The organism is Mesorhizobium sp. B2-3-13 (genome assembly GCF_006442195.1).
Lineage (GTDB): Bacteria > Pseudomonadota > Alphaproteobacteria > Rhizobiales > Rhizobiaceae > Mesorhizobium > Mesorhizobium salmacidum.
Genome location: NZ_VFVQ01000004.1, coordinates 180,218 through 198,034, shown reverse-complemented (window position 1 = coordinate 198,034; position 17,817 = coordinate 180,218). Strand labels below are relative to the sequence as shown.

The 17,817-nt window shown below is 63.3% G+C and carries 11 protein-coding genes; 4 read left to right on the top strand and 7 right to left on the bottom strand.

Features of this window, described 5'->3' with window-relative positions; all coding sequences use genetic code 11:
- The first annotated feature begins 458 nt into the window (after positions 1-458).
- Both gltB and FJ941_RS07130 read left to right on the top strand, forming a co-directional pair.
- Positions 459-5,192: a glutamate synthase large subunit gene (gene gltB, locus FJ941_RS07135; RefSeq protein WP_140504246.1), complete on the top strand. Its 4,734-nt coding sequence runs from the start codon at positions 459-461 to the stop codon at positions 5,190-5,192.
- A 142-nt stretch (positions 5,193-5,334) separates the two neighbouring features.
- The gene (locus tag FJ941_RS07130; protein WP_140504244.1) at positions 5,335-6,789 is read left to right on the top strand and encodes a glutamate synthase subunit beta; all 1,455 of its coding nucleotides are present in this window, start codon (positions 5,335-5,337) and stop codon (positions 6,787-6,789) included.
- A 119-nt stretch (positions 6,790-6,908) separates the two neighbouring features.
- Here the strand turns inward: FJ941_RS07130 and FJ941_RS07125 are convergent, their stop codons facing one another.
- Positions 6,909-8,141, bottom strand: coding sequence for a DUF459 domain-containing protein (locus FJ941_RS07125; protein ID WP_140504242.1), 1,233 nt, complete (start codon positions 8,139-8,141; stop codon positions 6,909-6,911).
- A 31-nt stretch (positions 8,142-8,172) separates the two neighbouring features.
- Positions 8,173-9,396 carry a lytic murein transglycosylase gene (locus FJ941_RS07120; RefSeq protein ID WP_140504240.1) on the bottom strand — a complete coding sequence of 408 codons (1,224 nt, stop codon included), beginning with the start codon at positions 9,394-9,396 and terminating at the stop codon, positions 8,173-8,175.
- 203 nt (positions 9,397-9,599) lie between these two features.
- On the opposite strand from FJ941_RS07120, the gene galU reads away from it, so the two are divergent.
- Complete coding sequence (gene galU / locus FJ941_RS07115; RefSeq protein WP_181169741.1) at positions 9,600-10,514, top strand: UTP--glucose-1-phosphate uridylyltransferase GalU; 915 nt, start codon at positions 9,600-9,602, stop codon at positions 10,512-10,514.
- An 82-nt stretch (positions 10,515-10,596) separates the two neighbouring features.
- On the opposite strand, the gene FJ941_RS07110 is transcribed toward galU, so the two are convergent.
- On the bottom strand, positions 10,597-12,372 hold the full coding sequence (locus FJ941_RS07110) for an outer membrane beta-barrel protein (RefSeq protein ID WP_181169739.1): 1,776 nt from the start codon (positions 12,370-12,372) through the stop codon (positions 10,597-10,599).
- A gap of 249 nt (positions 12,373-12,621) precedes the next feature.
- On the opposite strand from FJ941_RS07110, the gene FJ941_RS07105 reads away from it, so the two are divergent.
- A complete protein-coding gene (locus FJ941_RS07105) occupies positions 12,622-13,623 on the top strand; it encodes a KpsF/GutQ family sugar-phosphate isomerase (protein ID WP_140504238.1) in 1,002 nt (333 codons plus the stop codon).
- A 202-nt stretch (positions 13,624-13,825) separates the two neighbouring features.
- Here the strand turns inward: FJ941_RS07105 and FJ941_RS07100 are convergent, their stop codons facing one another.
- From FJ941_RS07100 to hemH, 4 genes are all read right to left on the bottom strand, one after another.
- Complete coding sequence (locus FJ941_RS07100) at positions 13,826-14,290, bottom strand: NfeD family protein (protein WP_140504236.1); 465 nt, start codon at positions 14,288-14,290, stop codon at positions 13,826-13,828.
- Between the two features lie 14 nt (positions 14,291-14,304).
- On the bottom strand, positions 14,305-15,255 hold the full coding sequence (locus tag FJ941_RS07095) for an SPFH domain-containing protein (RefSeq protein WP_140504234.1): 951 nt from the start codon (positions 15,253-15,255) through the stop codon (positions 14,305-14,307).
- A gap of 121 nt (positions 15,256-15,376) precedes the next feature.
- Complete coding sequence (locus tag FJ941_RS07090; protein ID WP_140504232.1) at positions 15,377-16,588, bottom strand: FAD-binding oxidoreductase; 1,212 nt, start codon at positions 16,586-16,588, stop codon at positions 15,377-15,379.
- 52 nt (positions 16,589-16,640) lie between these two features.
- The gene (hemH, locus tag FJ941_RS07085) at positions 16,641-17,702 is read right to left on the bottom strand and encodes a ferrochelatase (protein ID WP_140504230.1); all 1,062 of its coding nucleotides are present in this window, start codon (positions 17,700-17,702) and stop codon (positions 16,641-16,643) included.
- Between the last annotated feature and the right edge of the window lie 115 nt (positions 17,703-17,817).

The following is a 17,817-nucleotide window of genomic DNA, read 5'->3' as shown; positions in this document are numbered from 1 at the left end:
CTTGACCGGTTTCATGACCCGCCCGCAAGAGCCAGACACAAGAAAACGGGTAAAGCCAGCGTCGGGCTCGCGGCGTCTTCAGAGACCGAAGCTTACGTTTTGCAGCCGCCTCACGAAATTTTGTGTCGCGGCGCGGCCAAGTTTTTTGTGAATCGGTCTTGTATGGGTCCTGGATTTCTGTCATAAAAATTTAGGACAGTAGTGCTGTCTTATTTTGTCGCACAAAACAGGCTGGATTGGCGTATCGTTTAGGCCACTCCGGCTTTTGCCGCGAGCGACAGGTGGACGGACCAGCTCTGGCCTGTACGATACCGGATGTGAACCAGCGGCGCGCCGCTTGGTTCGGCGATTTCGCAAGACGTGCCGCAAGGATGAAGGGCGAGCCCAAGTGCTCGCCAAGGCAAACCAGCGCCCCCAGGCTGACCAAGGCCAAGTGGCGCGGAACGGAGGATAGGACGATGACGGAATTGACGCTCTCTGCGACGAACGGCCAGGCCGCGCAGACGAAAGCGGCCGCCGTCAAAAATACCTCCACCAAAAATCGCACGACCACCGGCGGCCTCACCGCCCAGGGACTCTACGATCCGCGCAACGAACATGACGCCTGCGGTGTCGGCTTCATCGTCAACATGAAGGGCGTGAAGTCGCATCAGATCGTCAAGGACGGGCTTGCGGTGCTCGAGAACCTGACGCATCGCGGCGCCGTCGGTGCCGATCCGCTGGTCGGCGATGGCGCCGGCGTGCTGGTGCAGCTTCCGGATCTTTTTTTCCGTGAGGAGATGGCGGCCCAAGGGATTGATCTGCCACCGGTAGGCCAGTATGGCGTCGGACACTGGTTCATGCCGCAGGATGCCATCCTTCGCGCCCATGTCGAAGAGATCATCGCGGAATCGGCGCAGTCCGAAGGGCTCCCGCTGCTGGGATTCCGTGACGTGCCCGTCGATAATTCGTCGCTGTCGAAGGCGGCTGACATCGTCGCGTCCGAGCCATTCCACCGCCAGGTCTTCATCGGCCGCACGGCTGATATCACCGACGACGAGGAATACGAGGCCAGGCTCTATCTGCTGCGCAAGGTCATCTCGAGCCGCATCTACGCCGAGAACGACAACAAGGACATCGGCGCCTATTGCGTGTCGCTGTCGGCGCGCACCATCGTCTACAAGGGCATGTTCCTGGCCTATCAGGTCGGCGCCTATTACAAGGACCTCAAGGACCCGCGTTTCGAGACCGCGCTGATCCTCGTCCACCAGCGCTTCTCGACCAACACCTTCCCATCGTGGAAGCTGGCGCATCCCTACCGCATGGTCGCGCACAATGGCGAGATCAACACCGTGCGCGGCAACAACAACTGGATGGCTGCCAGGCAGGCGTCGGTCGATTCCGAACTGTTCGGCAACAACATCTCGAAGCTCTGGCCGATCTCCTATGACGGCCAGTCCGATACGGCGTGCTTCGACAACGCGCTCGAGTTCCTGTTCCAGGGCGGCTACAGCCTCAGCCACGCCATGATGATGCTGATCCCGGAAGCCTGGGCCGGCAACAAGCTCATGGATGCCGACCGCAAGGCTTTCTACGAGTACCATGCGGCGTTGATGGAGCCGTGGGACGGGCCGGCGGCGGTCGCTTTCACCGATGGACGCCAGATCGGCGCCACGCTCGACCGCAATGGATTGCGCCCTGCACGCTACATCGTCACCGACGACGACCGCGTCATCATGGCTTCGGAAGCCGGCGTGCTGCCGGTGCCGGAGGAAAAGATCGTCCAGAAGTGGCGGCTGCAGCCCGGCCGCATGCTTCTGATCGACCTGGCCAAGGGCCGCATCGTCCCCGACGAGGAGATCAAGTCGGAGATCGCGACCAAGCACCCGTACAAGACCTGGCTTGGCAATACGCAGCTCATCCTGGAAGATTTGAAGCCGGTCGAGCCTCGCGCGCTGCGCAAGGATGTCAGCCTGCTCGATCGCCAGCAGGCGTTCGGCTACACCCAGGAAGACACCAAGCTGTTGATGTCGCCGATGGCGACCACCGGCCAGGAAGCGGTGGGCTCGATGGGCACCGACACGCCGATCTCGGCGATGTCGGACAAGTCGAAGCTGCTCTACACCTATTTCAAGCAGAACTTCGCCCAAGTCACCAACCCGCCGATCGACCCGATCCGCGAGGAGCTGGTGATGAGCCTGGTGTCCTTCATCGGACCGCGGCCGAACATCTTCGACCTGGTCGGCAATTCGCGGCGCAAGCGCCTCGAGGTGCGCCAGCCGATCCTGACCAATGGCGACCTCGAGAAGATCCGCTCCATCGGCCACACCGAGGACCGTTTCGACACCAAGACGATCGACATCACCTATGGATCGAGCGAGGGCGCTGCCGGCATGCAGGGCGCCGTCGAACGTCTGTGCGAGCGGGCCGAAGCGGCGGTCGCCGGCGGCTACAACATCATCATCCTGTCCGACCGCCAGCTCGGGCCGGACCGCATCGCCATTCCGGCACTGCTGGCGACGGCCGCCGTGCACCACCACCTGATCCGCAAGGGACTGCGCACCGCGGTCGGCCTGGTCGTCGAATCCGGCGAGCCGCGCGAGGTGCATCATTTCTGCTGCCTCGCCGGCTATGGCGCGGAAGCGATCAATCCCTATCTCGCCTTCGACACGCTGCTCGACATGCACAAGCGCGGCGAACTGCCGGAAGAGGTCGACGCCTATGAAGTGGTGTCGCGCTACATCAAGTCGATCGGCAAGGGTATCCTCAAGGTGATGTCCAAGATGGGGATCTCGACCTATCAGTCTTATTGCGGCGCGCAGATATTCGACGCTATCGGGCTGAAGTCGGATTTCGTGCAGCAATACTTCACCGGCACCGCGACGCTGATCGAAGGCGTCGGACTGGATGAGGTCGCAGGCGAAACCGTCAGTCGCCACACGGACGGTTTCGGCAGTGATCCGGTGCTGCGCAACAGCCTGGAGGTCGGCGGCGAATATCTGTTCCGCATGCGCGGCGAGGCGCATATGTGGTCGCCCGACGCGGTCGCCACCTTGCAGCACGCGGTGCGCCAGGGATCGTGGGAGACGTTTAAGGACTATTCGGCGCAAATCGACAGCGAGACGGCCCGCGCCCAGACCATCCGCGGCCTGTTCAAGATCAAGCTGGCGGGTGAGACCGGCCGCACGAAGGTCGCACTCGACGACGTGATGCCGGCGGCCGACATCGTCAAGCGCTTCTCGACCGGGGCGATGTCGTTCGGCTCGATTTCCAGGGAAGCGCACACCACGCTGGCACGTGCCATGAACCAGATCGGCGGCAAGTCGAACACCGGTGAAGGCGGCGAAGAGGCCGATCGCTACCTGCCGCTGCCTGGCGGCGGCAAGAATCCGGAACGCTCGGCGATCAAGCAGGTCGCTTCGGGACGGTTCGGCGTGACTGCGGAATATCTCGTCAACTCCGACATGATGCAGATCAAGGTCGCGCAAGGCGCCAAGCCCGGCGAGGGCGGCCAGTTGCCAGGCCACAAGGTCGACGCCACCATCGCCAAGGTGAGGCACTCGACGCCTGGCGTCGGCCTGATCTCGCCGCCACCGCATCACGATATCTACTCGATCGAGGACCTGGCGCAGCTGATCTACGATCTGAAGAACGTCAATCCGGCGGCCGACGTCTCGGTCAAGCTGGTGTCGGAAGTCGGTGTCGGCACGGTCGCGGCGGGCGTCGCCAAGGCGCGCGCCGACCACATCACCATTTCGGGCTATGATGGCGGCACCGGCGCGTCGCCGCTGACCTCGCTCAAGCATGCCGGCAGCCCGTGGGAAATGGGTCTCGCCGAGACGCACCAGACGCTGGTGCTGAACGGCCTGCGCTCACGCGTGGCGCTGCAGGTCGATGGCGGTTTGCGCACCGGGCGCGACGTCATCATCGGCGCGCTGCTCGGCGCCGACGAGTTCGGCTTCTCGACCGCGCCGCTGATCGCGGCCGGCTGCATCATGATGCGCAAGTGCCACCTCAACACCTGCCCTGTCGGTGTGGCAACGCAGGACCCGGTGCTGCGCAAGCGCTTCAAGGGCACGCCCGAGCACGTCATCAACTTCTTCTTCTACGTGGCTGAAGAGGTGCGGGCGCTGCTCGCCGAGATGGGCTTCACCCATATTGACCAGATCATCGGCGACGCCGACCTTCTGGAAAAGCGCGACGTGATCCAGCACTGGAAGGCGCGCGGGCTCGACTTCTCGAAGATGTTCTACAAGCCCGATGCGCCGCATGAAGCGGCGCACTGGACCGAACGGCAGAAGCACCCGATCGATGATGTGCTCGACCGCAAGCTGATCGAACTGGCCAGGCCCGCGCTGGAGACCAAGCAGCCGGTCAAGATCGAAGTCGACATCCGCAATGTCGACCGCTCGACGGGCGCCATGCTGTCGGGTGAGGTGGCCAAGCGCTTCAGGCACAAGGGCCTGCGCGAGGACACGATCCAGGTCAAGCTCACCGGAACCGCGGGGCAGTCCTTCGGCGCCTTTCTGGCGCGCGGCATCTCGTTCGAGCTCGTCGGTGCCGGCAACGACTATGTCGGCAAGGGCCTGTCGGGCGGACGCATCGTCATCCGGCCGCCGCAAGAGGCCAGGATCGTCGCGGCCGACTCCATCATCGTCGGCAACACGGTGCTCTATGGCGCGACCGAGGGCGAGGCCTATTTCGCCGGCGTAGCGGGCGAGCGTTTCGCCGTGCGCAATTCGGGCGTGGCAGCCGTCGTCGAAGGCGTTGGCGACCATGGCTGCGAATACATGACCGGCGGCGTCGTCGTCGTCATCGGCAAAACCGGCCGCAACTTCGCCGCCGGCATGTCGGGTGGTGTCGCCTATGTGCTGGACGAGGCGGGCGATTTCGCCGAGCGCTGCAACATGGCCATGGTCGAGCTGGAGCCGGTTCCGGAAGAAGACGACCTCATGGAAAAGCTGCTGCACCATGGCGGCGACCTCGATCACAAGGGTCGCGTTGACGTGTCGGGCGACATGACCAGCCATGACGAGGAGCGGCTTTACCAACTGATCTCGAACCACGTGCATTATACGGGTTCGGTACGCGGCCGCGAGATCCTCGACGACTGGACGATTTTCCGGCCGAAATTCCGCAAGATCATGCCGGTCGAATACCGCCGCGCGCTGATCGAGATGGAACGCATGCGCATGGGCGTCGCGGCCGAATAGATTTTTGAGAATTGCCGGGGAGCCCAGGCTTCCCGGCCCCTTTCATCGACAGTTTGACCTCGGGCTCAAGGTTGCCATGGCTGCCTCAAGAGGTTAACGGGTGCGGCGAAAACCGCACCATCTGGACAGCAGGAACTGGACTATGGGCAAGGTAACAGGCTTTCTTGAAATCGACCGGCAGGTGCACAAGTACCAGCCAGCCTCGGACCGCATTCGGCACTTCCGCGAGTTCACGCTGCCGATGTCGGACAAGGAGGTCGAGAAACAGGCCGCGCGCTGCATGGATTGCGGCATTCCGTTCTGCCACGGGCCGACGGGCTGCCCGATCCACAACCAGATTCCCGACTGGAACGACCTCGTCTACAACAGGGACTGGGACAACGCGATCCGCAACCTGCACTCGACTAACAATTTCCCGGAGTTCACCGGCCGCATCTGTCCGGCACCCTGCGAGGAAGCCTGTACGCTCAACCTCGAGGACATTCCAGTCGCCATCAAGACGGTGGAGCAGGCGATCGCGGACAAGGCTTACGAGACCGGGCATATCAGGCCCTATCCGCCGGAGAAGAAGACCGGCAAGCGGGTCGCCATCATCGGCTCCGGCCCGGCCGGTATGGCGGCCGCCCAGCAGCTTGGCCGCGCTGGCCACGACGTGCATGTCTACGAGCGCGAGAGCCGCCCCGGCGGGCTGATGCGTTACGGTATTCCCGACTTCAAGATCGAGAAGCACTATATCGATCGGCGCATCGAACAGATGCAGGGCGAGGGCGTCACCTTCCATTGCGGCGTCAATGTCGGCGTCGACAAGCCCGTCGCGGAACTGCTGACCGAACATGATGCCGTGCTCTATTGCGGCGGTTCGGAAACGCCGCGCGCCGCCGGAATTCCCGGTGACGATCTCGGCGGCGTGCATGACGCGATGCCCTATCTGGTGCAGCAGAACCGCCGCGTCGGCGGCGAGCCGATCCAGTCCGTGGCGTGGCCGTCGCATCCGATCATCGCCGGTGGCCAGCATGTCGTCGTCGTCGGTGGCGGCGATACCGCGTCCGACTGCGTCGGCACCGCCTTCCGCCAGGGTGCGGTGCGCGTCACCCAACTCGACATCCGCCCGCAGCCGCCCGAGAAGGAAGACAAGCTCTCCGTCTGGCCCTACTGGGCAACGAAGATGCGTACCTCGTCCTCGCAGGCTGAGGGCGCTGAACGCGAATTCCAGGTGGCGACTCTCGAATTCATCGGCGAGGAAGGCCAGCTCACCGGCGTCAAGTGCTGCGAGGTCGACGAGAAGCGCAAGCCGATCGCCGGCACCGAATTCGTCATCCGCGCCGATCTTGCCTTCATCGCCATCGGCTTTGCCGGCCCGGCGATGGGAGGGGTTGCGGCGGAACTGGAGGGTGAGATGAAGATCACCACGGACAGCCGCCGTTCCAGGAATGTTGAGGCCAACGACCGCGACTACAGGACCAGCGTCGACCGGCTCTACGCGGCGGGCGATGTGCGCCGCGGCCAGTCGCTGGTTGTCTGGGCGATCCGCGAAGGCCGCCAGGCGGCACGCTCGATCGACGAGGCGCTGATGGGGACGACCGTCCTGCCGCGTTAGCGGTTCAGCGTTTGATAGACTCGCTAACCTGCTCTAGCTCTTTGCTTTACGCAATTCCCTAGGGAAAGCGCTACGCGCTTTTCCCGGGAAAACCGTTACACATTTTTCCTGGAATTGCTCTAGGGGCTGATCGCCGTCGTGGTGTCGCTTGCTGCCGCCGCGGCTGCCGGACTTGCCTTCGGCGGCCATGAGAAATCATCGGCGCGTCCGGGCGACGCCTCCGGTGCCTTGCCCTCGATCACCAGCCTTTCCCCGGGAAGAGCTGGATTGGCTTTCGGCGGCGGGGCAGCGCCGAGCAATTCGGTGCCGCCGTCGAGCGCGGGATCGCTGAGCAGCATGGGTTGGGTGCGATCGATGACGATAGGTGCGGCCGCCGGAGCCGGTGATTCGACGGGTGCGCCCGCCGGCGCTGCCGCCGGTGCCACGCTTCCGGGCGCTGCCAGTCCAAGGATCTTCAGCAGCGGCTTTTCGGTGTAGAAGGCGAGCTTGCGCTTGCCTGCCTTGGACACGTTGATGCCGTCATCGGCGCGTAGCCGCACGGGCTGGCCGTTCATGTCGGGGCCGCTGGTAATGAAGGCGCCGTTCTCGTCGACGAAGCCGTCCCAGACATCGACAAATTCGCCGCCGTGGCTTTCGGCCGCCTTGTGGTAGATGTCGTTGAAGGCCAGCATGTCCGAGGTCATCTTCGGCACCCGGAAGGCCGGCATGCCGACCCACAGGAAAGGCACCTTGGCGGTGGCGATTGCCTTGCCGAACTCATCGGTACGGCGTTCGTATTCCTTGGTCCAGTTTTCGGAACGAGGCTGCTCGCGCACGTCGCCGACCTTCATCTGCTGGCGGTCGTTAGACCCCAGCATGACGACCACCGCGGCGGGTTTTTCGGTTTCGATCAGCGATTTGATCTGTTCGGGCCAGTTGTAGAAATCATCGCGCACGAAGCCTGACGAGCCATTGCCGCGCACAACGATCCTGACACCGGTATTCTCGGCGAAGGCTTCGTCCAGACCCTCGGCGAGGCCCGTCGCCATGAAGTCGCCGACCACCAAGACGGTGCGGGCGTCCGGCGCCTTTTCGACCACGGGCGTTGCCGGCTCCTCGGGTGGACGAGGCGCACGAGGTTTCTTCTTCGGCTTAGGCCTCGCCTGCTGGATGTCCGGCGGCGGCTCGATCCGCTCGCTGCGGCGCGGAAACAGAAGGTCGCGCAACGACCAGCCTCGGCTCTGCTGCGGCTGCTCCTGCGCCATGGCTGGGGCATGGACGGCGCCGGCCACGGCAATGGCGAGCACGGCGAAGGCCAGGATCAGCACCGGCATGCGACGAACGAACGTGCCGATGCGCGCAGGCCAAACCAATCGCTCCCTCCCTACTCAACTTCGTCAGGCTCTATTTCTGCCTGAGCCATTTCAGCACTTCCAAGCTCGGATAGCCATCCTGGGTCAAGCCGACCTTTGCCTGATAGGCCATGATGGCCGTCTTCGAGCCGTCGCCGATCTTGCCGTCGAATTTGCCATCATAAAGGCCATGCTGGGAAAGTCGCTTCTGCAACTCCTGCCGTTCCTCGAAGCTGAGCTTGGTGAAAGGCCGGTTCCAATCCTGGACCAGGCCGCTGCCGCCGGCGATCTCATCGGCAAGCAGACCAACGGCCAGCGCGTATTTGTCGGCATTGTTGTAGGCCTTGATGACCGAAAAATTCCTGACCATCAGGAAGGCTGGTCCGCCACGCCCGTCCGGCACTTTCAGCGTCGCCTTGTCGGTGAGGTTCTTGAACGGCTTGCCGCTGGCCCTGACGACGCCGAGCGCCTGCCATTGTGCCAGCGTCTTCGATCCGCCCGGCAATTTGCCTGCCGGCAACGTGACTTCGTAGCCCCAGGTCTTTCCGGCCTGCCAGCCATTCTTCTTGAGCAGGTTGGCTGATGTCGCCAGCGCATCGGGGATGGAATTCCAGATGTCGCGCTTGCCGTTGCCATCCATGTCGACGGCATAGTGCTGGTAGCTGGTCGGGATGAACTGGGTCTGGCCCATGGCGCCCGCCCAGGAGCCCATCAGGTGGCTCTCGTCGATATCGCCGGCTTGCAGGATCTTCAGCGCCGCGACCAACTGGGTGCGGGCATATTTCGAACGTTTCGCGTCGCCGTAGCCCAAAGTCGCCAGCGAACGGATGACGTTGCGCATGATGTCGTCGCGCTTGAGGATCTCGCCATAGTTCGATTCCATCGACCAGATGGCCAGGAGAACATAGCGGTCGACGCCGAACCTTGCCTCGATCCTGTCCAGCCAAGGCTTCCACTTTTTCGCCATTTGCTGCCCGACGGCGACCGCCTGATCATGGACGCGGTTGTCGAAATAATCCCAGGCGGGGGCGGTGAATTCGGGCTGCGTTCGGGCCTTTTCCAACACCACCGGATCGGGCTCGTTGATAGTCCTGAAAGCCTGGTTGTAGACGGAGCCGGAAACGCCGCCCGCCACGGCGGTGGCGCGGAACCCGGCGACCCATTGCCGGAAACCGGCGTCGGCGAAAGCCGGCCCGGTCGGCATCAGCAAAGCGACCGAGAGGCTGGCCGCCGTCATGACGCTGGCGAAACGTTTTGCGGCATTGCGAACGGACATCTTTTCCTCCTTCTCTGTCTCAGGAAAGACCATTCATCGCCGAACCGGGTTAGGAATTAGTTTACCATAGGCGTCGCCTGGAACGAAAAGACACCTGGGTGCTTTAACCGGTGGAAGTTTCCCCCCAGTTGCCCCAGTAATCTTCAATTCCGGCGTGAAAATGTCGCGAGACGGGGATTGCGGAGCTGGCCAGCAAACGGATAATTGAAGGCATGAAGAGAGTTCGCAAGGCAGTTTTCCCGGTCGCCGGTCTCGGCACGCGGTTTCTCCCGGCCACCAAGGCCGTTCCCAAGGAGATGCTGACCGTCGTCGACAGGCCGGTCATCCAGTATGTCGTCGATGAGGCGCGCGAGGCGGGCATCGAGCATTTCATCTTCGTCACCGGCCGCAACAAGGCGGTCATCGAGGACCATTTCGATATCCAGTTCGAGCTCTATGACACGCTGGCACAGCGCGGCAAGGACGAGCAGCTTGCTCGCCTGCAACGGCTGCAGCCGGCGCCAGGGCAGACCAGCTTCACCCGCCAGCAGGTGCCGATGGGTCTCGGCCATGCCGTCTGGTGCGCGCGCGAACTGGTCGGCGACGAGCCGTTCGCCCTGTTGTTGCCGGATATGATCATGCAGTCGGAGAAGAGCTGCACGAAGGCAATGGTCGAGCTCTATGAGGAAACCGGCAACAACATCATCGCCGTGCAGGAATGCGATCCGGCGGAGGCGCATAAATACGGCATTGTCGGGCGCGGCGAAGACACGCATCACGGGTTCCGTATCACCGAAATGGTGGAAAAACCGAAGACCGGCACGGCGCCGTCCAATCTCTACATCAACGGCCGCTACATCCTGCAGCCCGAGATCTTTGGGATTCTGGAGGGGCAGGAGAAGGGCGCCGGCAACGAGATCCAGCTCACCGACGCGATGCTGAAGCTGGAGAAGCAGCAGGCCTTCTACGGCTACCACTATCAGGGCCGCACCTTCGATTGCGGTTCGCCGGAAGGTTTTGTCGAGGCCAATGTCGCCTTCGCGCTGTGGCGCAGCGACATGAATGAGAACATGGCCGGCGTCATCCGCACGCTTCTCGACGAGGTGAGCCCATCCGAGCGCCGCGGGGCCGCATTTTAGTCACCGCACTTTCGTCATCCTCGGGCAAAGCAGGAGCGTAGCGACGTCGCGGAGACCCCAGGATGACGAAGCTTATAGGCCTTCAGCGCTGCACTTTCACGCCGAGGTAGATGCTGTTGGCGGTGTAGTCGCGGCCGGGCAGGTTGCTGGTCAGCTTCTCGGTTCTCACCCGGGTGGTGAGGCCGGCATACCGGTTCAGCCACCAGGTCAGTCCGGCCTCCGCGCTCAAAATCCTGTCATGGCCGTCGATGCCGACATAGTCGCGCCAGTCCAGGCCCAGAGCCGCATTCGCGGTAAGATTGGATCGGATCACACGTTCGCCCGTCAGGCGTCCGGAGTAGAGGATATCGCCGCTTTCGCCTGACGTGGTCGTGGTCTCGACAGTTGTCTTGCCGGTCAAGCCGATGATGGTGCCGCGTTGCGGCGACCATTTGACATCCGCGTTGACGGTGGCCCCCGAAATCGCTTCCAGGCTCTTGTCGTCGACCGCTTCCCTGAGCCAGCCGGCCGAGAATTCACCCGACAGCTTCTCGCCCATGTCGAGCTGCAGGCCCGCGCGGGCGCCAAGCCGCGTCGAGGAGCGCTCGAAGCCTTCATTGTCGATGCGCTGGTCGTAGGCCCGGCGGCCGACCTCGATTTCGGTGAAGGGCGTGAGCGCCGGGGAAATCTCGTAGCCGGTGCGCAAGGTTGCTGTGTAGAGCGTGTTGTCCTGGTCTTTCTGCGACAGCGAGGTGCCGTCCGAGAGCTTGGCGTCGCCGTAGAAGTCGTGTGAGACCGCCCCGGTCAATGCGTACTGCATCTTGCCGACCGCCTTCTCGACGCCGATGCTGCCGTCGATCGACTGCCGCAGGGGCTGGGTGCTGACGCCGGCGATGGCATCGGGCGAAGACGCGGATTCCGGCACGGCTTCGTAGCCGAGCTTGGCGATGGCGCGCATTTCCTTGTCGAGGTCGACATTGAGCTGGCCTTCGATGCGGCCCTGCGCATCGTGAACCCGGTAGCCCGACACCGTTTCGCGGAAAATGCCGTAGCCGTCGATGGTTGCGGAGTTTTCACGCCAGTCGGAAGCGGCGGTAAAGCGCAGCGCCGTCTCGGACAGCAGCGCCGATGTTCCGGCACTGCTCGAGTCGCCGTTCGTCGTGGCCGTCAATCCCTGTTCGATGGTCGGCCGGATGACGAAGGAGCCCCATTTGACCCCGGTGGCGGCGAACGGATCGTCCTCGGGTTTCTTGTTCCGGCCCTCGACCGCAGTGGTGCGCTCGGCGCCAGCGTCGAGTTTCTGCCTGTCCGCACTGTCGATGGCGAGTGCACGGCGGTTGGCCGCGTCCTGGTCCGCCGCGATGCTGTCGGTGTCGTCCGTTGTGGCCGTCGTGGCAGTGGTGGTTGGATCCGTAGCCGCCGTAGTGCTCTTTTTCTTCTTCGACTTGTCGGCCGCCCTGTCCTTTGCCTTGTCGGCCGCATTCTGCCTGGCGGTCGAAGTGCGGCGCGGCTTGGGCTGCGTGGGCGCATCAGCGGAGGTATCGTCGCTAGCCTGGGGCGGGTCGAAGACGCTGGTGGTCGAGTTCGCGGCGCCCGTGTCGTCAGGCACGGCGTCGGCGCTGGCCGGCAAATAGGTGCGCGCCGGCGCATTATCCCGCGCGTCAGCGTTGGCCGCCGTTTGCTGGGCGAGAACCAGGCTTCCCGCCTTGCGCTGCTGGTCGGACAGGATCGCCGATTCGGATACTTCTCCACGCAGTTCCGTTTCCTGGGCATGGAGCGGCGCAGGGCGCAGCAAGGCAAGGATGCTGGTCGCCAGCAGCAAGGCGCAGGCCGCCTTGTCCCGTCGTCCCCTCAATTTTTCTGGCTGGACCCCGGACATCGCCACCACTGCTTGCGCGGCGCATGCGCGCCATACTTACCGAACCGTAAATGGGGATGGTTAATGGAGGGTTGAGGCGGCACGCATCACCCCCGGCTCGAACGCGATTTTCGCGGGCGACAATGCGGGTCCGGGTCGTGCCCTCTGTCTTGATCCTTGTCCTTGCTCCAACCGCCGCACACTCGACCTTGATGCCGGAGGGCCATTTCCGTTGGACAGGCGGGCGGCAAAGCGCTAATCGCATGATCCATGCATGCGAGACCTCTCGATAAGAAGCCTCTGGACAGGCAAGCGTCGATCGAATCGGCGCTGAGAACGGTGGCAACTGAACAGGCCGGGATCGCGGCCCTTGCCGAGGCACTCGAGAACGGACTGGCAGCACCCTTTGCCCAGGCCGTCGAGATGATCTCGAAGATCGAGGGCCGGCTCATCGTCACCGGTATCGGTAAAAGCGGCCATATCGGGTCGAAAGTCGCGGCGACGCTGGCCTCGACCGGCACGCCGGCCTTCTTCGTCCATCCCGTCGAGGCCAATCATGGCGATCTCGGCATGATCGCCAAGGACGACGCCATCATCGCGATTTCGTGGTCGGGCGAGAGCAAGGAGATGATGGGCATCGTCGCCTATTCCAGGCGTTTCTCCATCCCGCTCATCGCCGTGACCTCCGGAGAGACGTCGGCGCTGGCGCGCGCGGCCGACGTGGTGCTGCTTTTGCCACGCACCCCCGAGGCATGCCCGCATGGCCTGGCGCCGACGACATCGACGCTGCTGCAACTGGTCATCGGTGACGCGCTGGCGATCGCGCTGCTCGAGGCGCGCGGCTTCACGCCTGACCACTTCCGCACCTTCCATCCCGGCGGCCAGCTCGGCGCCAACCTGACCATGGTCTCCGAGATCATGCGGGCCGGCGACCAGATGCCGCTGGCTTCGCTCGGCACCAAAATGCCGGAAGCTGTGATGACATTGTCGCAGAAGAAGGTCGGCTGCGTTCTGATCGTTGACGCGAATGGCGAACTGGCCGGGATCATCACCGACGGCGATGTCGCGCGCAACCTGCACCGCAACCTGGCCGACGTCATCGTCGACGACGTGATGACCCGCACGCCCAAGACGGTCGACCCGCAGACGCTTGCAGGCACGGCCATCGCGCTGCTCAACGAGCACAATATCGGCGCGCTGGTGGTGACCAGGAACAACATGCCGCTGGGCGTGGTGCATTTCCATGACCTGTTGCGCATCGGCGCTGCCTAAGGCGTGTCGGTATTCAGGTCAGGCCGGCCTGCGGACGGCAGCCTCCTGCGCTTCCCCGTTCTACTGCGTCGCAGTAGAACTGAGCTCACGGACTTAATGCCCGCTCCGCTCCGGTTCTCGGAAGCCACCATTCTCGGCTCGGCCTGACCTGAATCTCAACACACCTCATGCCGGTGCTATTCAGGTATTGGGGGCCGGAAACTCAGACCTGTTCCACCGTCAGTTCCAGGTCGGTGTCGGCAGCGGCGGTGACGCGCACCTGTGTGCCGGCGGGCAAATCCGGGCCGGAAACCCGCCACAGCGTGTCGCCGAGCTTGATGCGGCCGCGGCCGTCGCGGATCGGCTCGGCGAGCGTCGCCATCCTGCCGATCATCTGCGCACCACGGCGGTTGAGCAGCGGCTGATCGCTCGGCTGGTCGTGTCCGCCCATGAGTTTCTTGCCGGCAAAGGCTGAAACCAGCGACAGCACGAGGAAGAGCAGCACCTGGACCTGCCATGTCCAGATGGCGGCATCCCAGACCAGCAGCGACACCGCGCCGACGATCAGAGCGGCGATGCCGATCCAAAGCATGAAGAAGCCCGGCGCGATGACCTCTACCACCAGCAGCACGAAGCCCAGGACCATCCAGTTCCACGGGCCGAGTTCAGAAACGATGCGGTCGATCATGAGAGTGGCCTATCTCAATTCTCGCTCGGGCGGACCACCGGCGGGCGGGCTGCCTGCCTTTGCGCACCGGTCGTGCCTTCGCTGCGGAAGACCTCCTTGGCGATTTCGCCAATGCCGCCAAGTGAGCCGATCAGAGACGACGCCTCGAAGGGCATCAGCACGATCTTGCTGTTGGTGGCGGTGCCGATCTTGCCCAGCGCCTCAGTGTATTTTTGGGCGACGAAGTAGTTCAGCGCCTGCACGTCACCCTTGGAAATCGCTTCCGACACGACCTGGGTGGCGCGGGCTTCGGCTTCGGCGGAGCGTTCGCGCGCCTCGGCATCGCGGAAGGCGGCTTCCTTGCGGCCTTCGGCTTCGAGGATCTGCGACTGCTTGAGGCCCTCGGCGGCCAGGATCTGCGCGCGCTTGTTGCGCTCGGCGGTCATCTGGCGGCCCATCGATTCGATGAGGTTGGCCGGCGGGTTGATGTCCTTGATCTCGACGCGGGTGATCTTGATGCCCCACGGGTGCGCCGCCTCGTCGACGACGCGCAGCAGGCGCTCGTTGATGGCGTCGCGGTTGGACAACAGCTCATCGAGGTCCATCGAACCCATGACGGTACGGATGTTGGTCATCGTCAGGTTGAGGATGGCGTTCTGCAGGCCGGCAACCTGATAGGCGGCCTGTGCCGCATTGAGGATCTGGTAGAAAGCGATGCCGTCGACACCCACGATGGCGTTGTCGCGGGTGATGATCTCCTGGCTCGGAACGTCGAGCACCTGTTCCATCATGTTCATCTTGGCGCCGATGCGGTCGACGAACGGCGTGATGAGGTTGAGGCCGGGGCTCAGTGTCTTGGTATAACGACCAAAGCGTTCGACGGTATAGTTGTATCCCTGCGGAATTGTCTTGATGCCCTTGAACAGCACCAGCACGACAAGCGCGACAAGAACAACGATCGCAATATCGAAACCACTGAAATCCATTTGGCTCTCCCTCAGAGGCAGGCCGCGCAAGCCATTCCCGCGCAGCCAACTTCACCAAAGACTTAAGTGTGTTTCAAGCACGTTACAATCAGGTGATGAGGGATTGTTTGCGAGTATACACTCAGCGGTTGAAGGCAAACAGGCTTGCATCCGTGTCTTCAAGCCCGTCGATCGACGCCGAGACGATCTCCGCAGCGATCCGCGAGAAGGTGATGCCATTGCCGCCATAACCCAACACGGCGTGGATGCGCGGGTGCCTGGGAATGGCGCCGATATAGGGCAGGCCTGACGTCGTGATGCCGAAGGAGCCGGCCCAGGCAAATTCGGGCCTGACGTCGAGATGCGGAAACATCAGGGCTAGCTTTGCGGCGATGCGTGCGCTCTTGTCGCCGATCAGTTCATCGCGCCGCGTCTCGTCGATGAAATCCTCGTCCTCGCCGCCGCAGATGACCCTGCCGTCGACCGTTGCCCTGACGTAGAGATAGGGATCGGAAGCTTCCCAGACAAACGCCGCACCCGGCCAGAGTTTTCGCGTTTGCGGGCGGGTTGCGATCGCCCATGTCGATATGACCCGGTGAGCAGCCGCCGGCACCATGTCGACCAGTTCGTAACCCGTGGCCAGGACAACATGCCGTGCCGTGATGGCAGGGCCATCCCTGGTCGTCACGATCACCTCGTCGGCACTGTCCTTGATCGCCGCCGCTTCGACCGGCGTATAGAGACGTGCCTTGCGCTCCCGAGCCTTGAGTAGCAACCCGGCCGTCAGCTTGCGCGGGTCGAGCGCGATGTTGCCATGGCTTAGGATGGCGCCAGCGCGATCGATGCCGAATGTTTCGGCCAATGGCGCCGGTGTGAGATAGGTCGCGCCGATGCCGGCCATCTGCCGCGCCTCGGTTTCGTCCCGGAGTTCCGAGGGGCCGAGCGCGGTACCGGCCAAATAGAGCGATTGGGTGCGGCTCATGCCGCATTTGAGGCCGAGTTCGGCGATGCGGGCGGCGAGATTGGAAATAGCCAGCCGCGAACGTCGCCAGGCCTGCCGTGCCTGGGCCGTGCCAATCATCCTCGACAGAGCCGAAAGCGGCTGGTCGATTTCGAACTGCACCAGCGCCGTGGTTGCCGCTGTCGATCCTTTCAGCGGCCCCCGCCGGTCGATGCAGATCACGGAGTGACCATCCGCTGTCAGCGCCTCGGCCATCATGGCGCCGCTGATGCCCATGCCGACGATCAGCACATCGGTCTTGACGTCCCGGATCAGACTGCCCGTCGGCACCGCGGGCGCCCGATAGGCGGACCAGACGGGCCGGCCAGTGCTGAGGTCGAGTTTGCGGAGCATTGAATTCTCCGGAGGCGCTGCTCAACGCTTCGGAGCTTGTGTTGTTCCGGCGTCAGACCCAGCCCGACAGTTCGCGCCGCACCATTGCTTCGATCACCGCCATGCCCTCGGGGCTGTCGTTGAGACAAGGAATGTGAGCGAAGTTTTCGCCACCGGCATGATGGAAGGTCTCGGCTGCTTCGCGGCCGATCTCGTCCAGCGTCTCGATGCAGTCGACGAAAAAGCCTGGATTGACGATGGCGATCGATCTGATGCCGTCCTTGGCCAGTTTCTCGACCGTCTTGTCGGTGTAGGGCTGCAGCCACTCCTGCGCCCCGAAGCGCGACTGGAAGGTGGTGATCAGCTTGTTCTCGCCCCAGCCGAGTTTCTCGCGCAGCAGCCGCGTCGTCTCCAGGCAATGCGCCCGGTAGGGATCGCCCTTGTCGGAATAGGGTTTCGGGATGCCGTGATAGGAGGTGATGACCACCTCCGGTTCGAAATCGAGCGTCGCCAGATGCCGTTCGATCGAACTGGCGAGCGCTTCGATGTAGACCGGCTCGGCATAGTAGGGCGGCACACTGCGGACCGCAGGTGCCGCGCGCATCTTCATCAACGCCCGGAACAGCTGGTCATTGGCGGTTGCCGTGGTGGTCGCCGAATATTGCGGATAGAGCGGAAAGCTCAGGATGCGGTCGCAGCCTTGCGCCACCAGCCTTTCGGCGACGCTTGATGTCGAAGGGTTGCCGTAACGCATCGCCCAGTCGACGATGACATTGGGCAAGTCGCGCAATGCCCCGGTCAGCTTTTCGGATTGCGCGCGCGTGTAGGTGCGCAAAGGCGACTCGTTCTTCTCCCGGTTCCAGATCCTGGCGTAGTTGGCACCCGACTTCTTCGGCCGCGTGGTCAGTACCAGCCCATAGAGGATCGGATACCAGATCGCCTTGTTGAGCTCTATGACGCGCGGGTCGGACAGAAATTCGCGGAGATAGCGCCACATAGGCTTGAATTCGGTACCGTCGGGCGTGCCGAGATTGACCAGCATGACGCCGACCTTGCCGGCCCTGGCCGGCGCGTGTCCCGCCGTCGCGGCGACCGGCTTGACCGTCTTGGGGTCGACAACATTGATAGGCGTCATAAGGGTTCTCCGGAGACGGCGTGAAACTAGCGATGGCGCGCCGCTTTTCAATGCTGCGTCTGGCCGCACCATACCGCCTTTCCGTCTGGAAAAAGAACACCCGCCAGGTTTCCCA

Excerpts from the sequence above, each read along its gene's own strand:
- FJ941_RS07120 (WP_140504240.1), bottom strand. The coding sequence starts at position 9,396 with ATGTCCGTTCGCAATGCCGCAAAACGTTTCGCCAGCGTCATGACGGCG.
- FJ941_RS07130 (WP_140504244.1), top strand. The coding sequence starts at position 5,335 with ATGGGCAAGGTAACAGGCTTTCTTGAAATCGACCGGCAGGTGCACAAG.
- FJ941_RS07105 (WP_140504238.1), top strand. The coding sequence starts at position 12,622 with ATGCATGCGAGACCTCTCGATAAGAAGCCTCTGGACAGGCAAGCGTCG.
- hemH (WP_140504230.1), bottom strand. The coding sequence starts at position 17,702 with ATGACGCCTATCAATGTTGTCGACCCCAAGACGGTCAAGCCGGTCGCC.
- FJ941_RS07110 (WP_181169739.1), bottom strand. The coding sequence starts at position 12,372 with ATGTCCGGGGTCCAGCCAGAAAAATTGAGGGGACGACGGGACAAGGCG.
- FJ941_RS07090 (WP_140504232.1), bottom strand. The coding sequence starts at position 16,588 with ATGCTCCGCAAACTCGACCTCAGCACTGGCCGGCCCGTCTGGTCCGCC.
- FJ941_RS07100 (WP_140504236.1), bottom strand. The coding sequence starts at position 14,290 with ATGATCGACCGCATCGTTTCTGAACTCGGCCCGTGGAACTGGATGGTC.
- FJ941_RS07095 (WP_140504234.1), bottom strand. The coding sequence starts at position 15,255 with ATGGATTTCAGTGGTTTCGATATTGCGATCGTTGTTCTTGTCGCGCTT.
- gltB (WP_140504246.1), top strand. The coding sequence starts at position 459 with ATGACGGAATTGACGCTCTCTGCGACGAACGGCCAGGCCGCGCAGACG.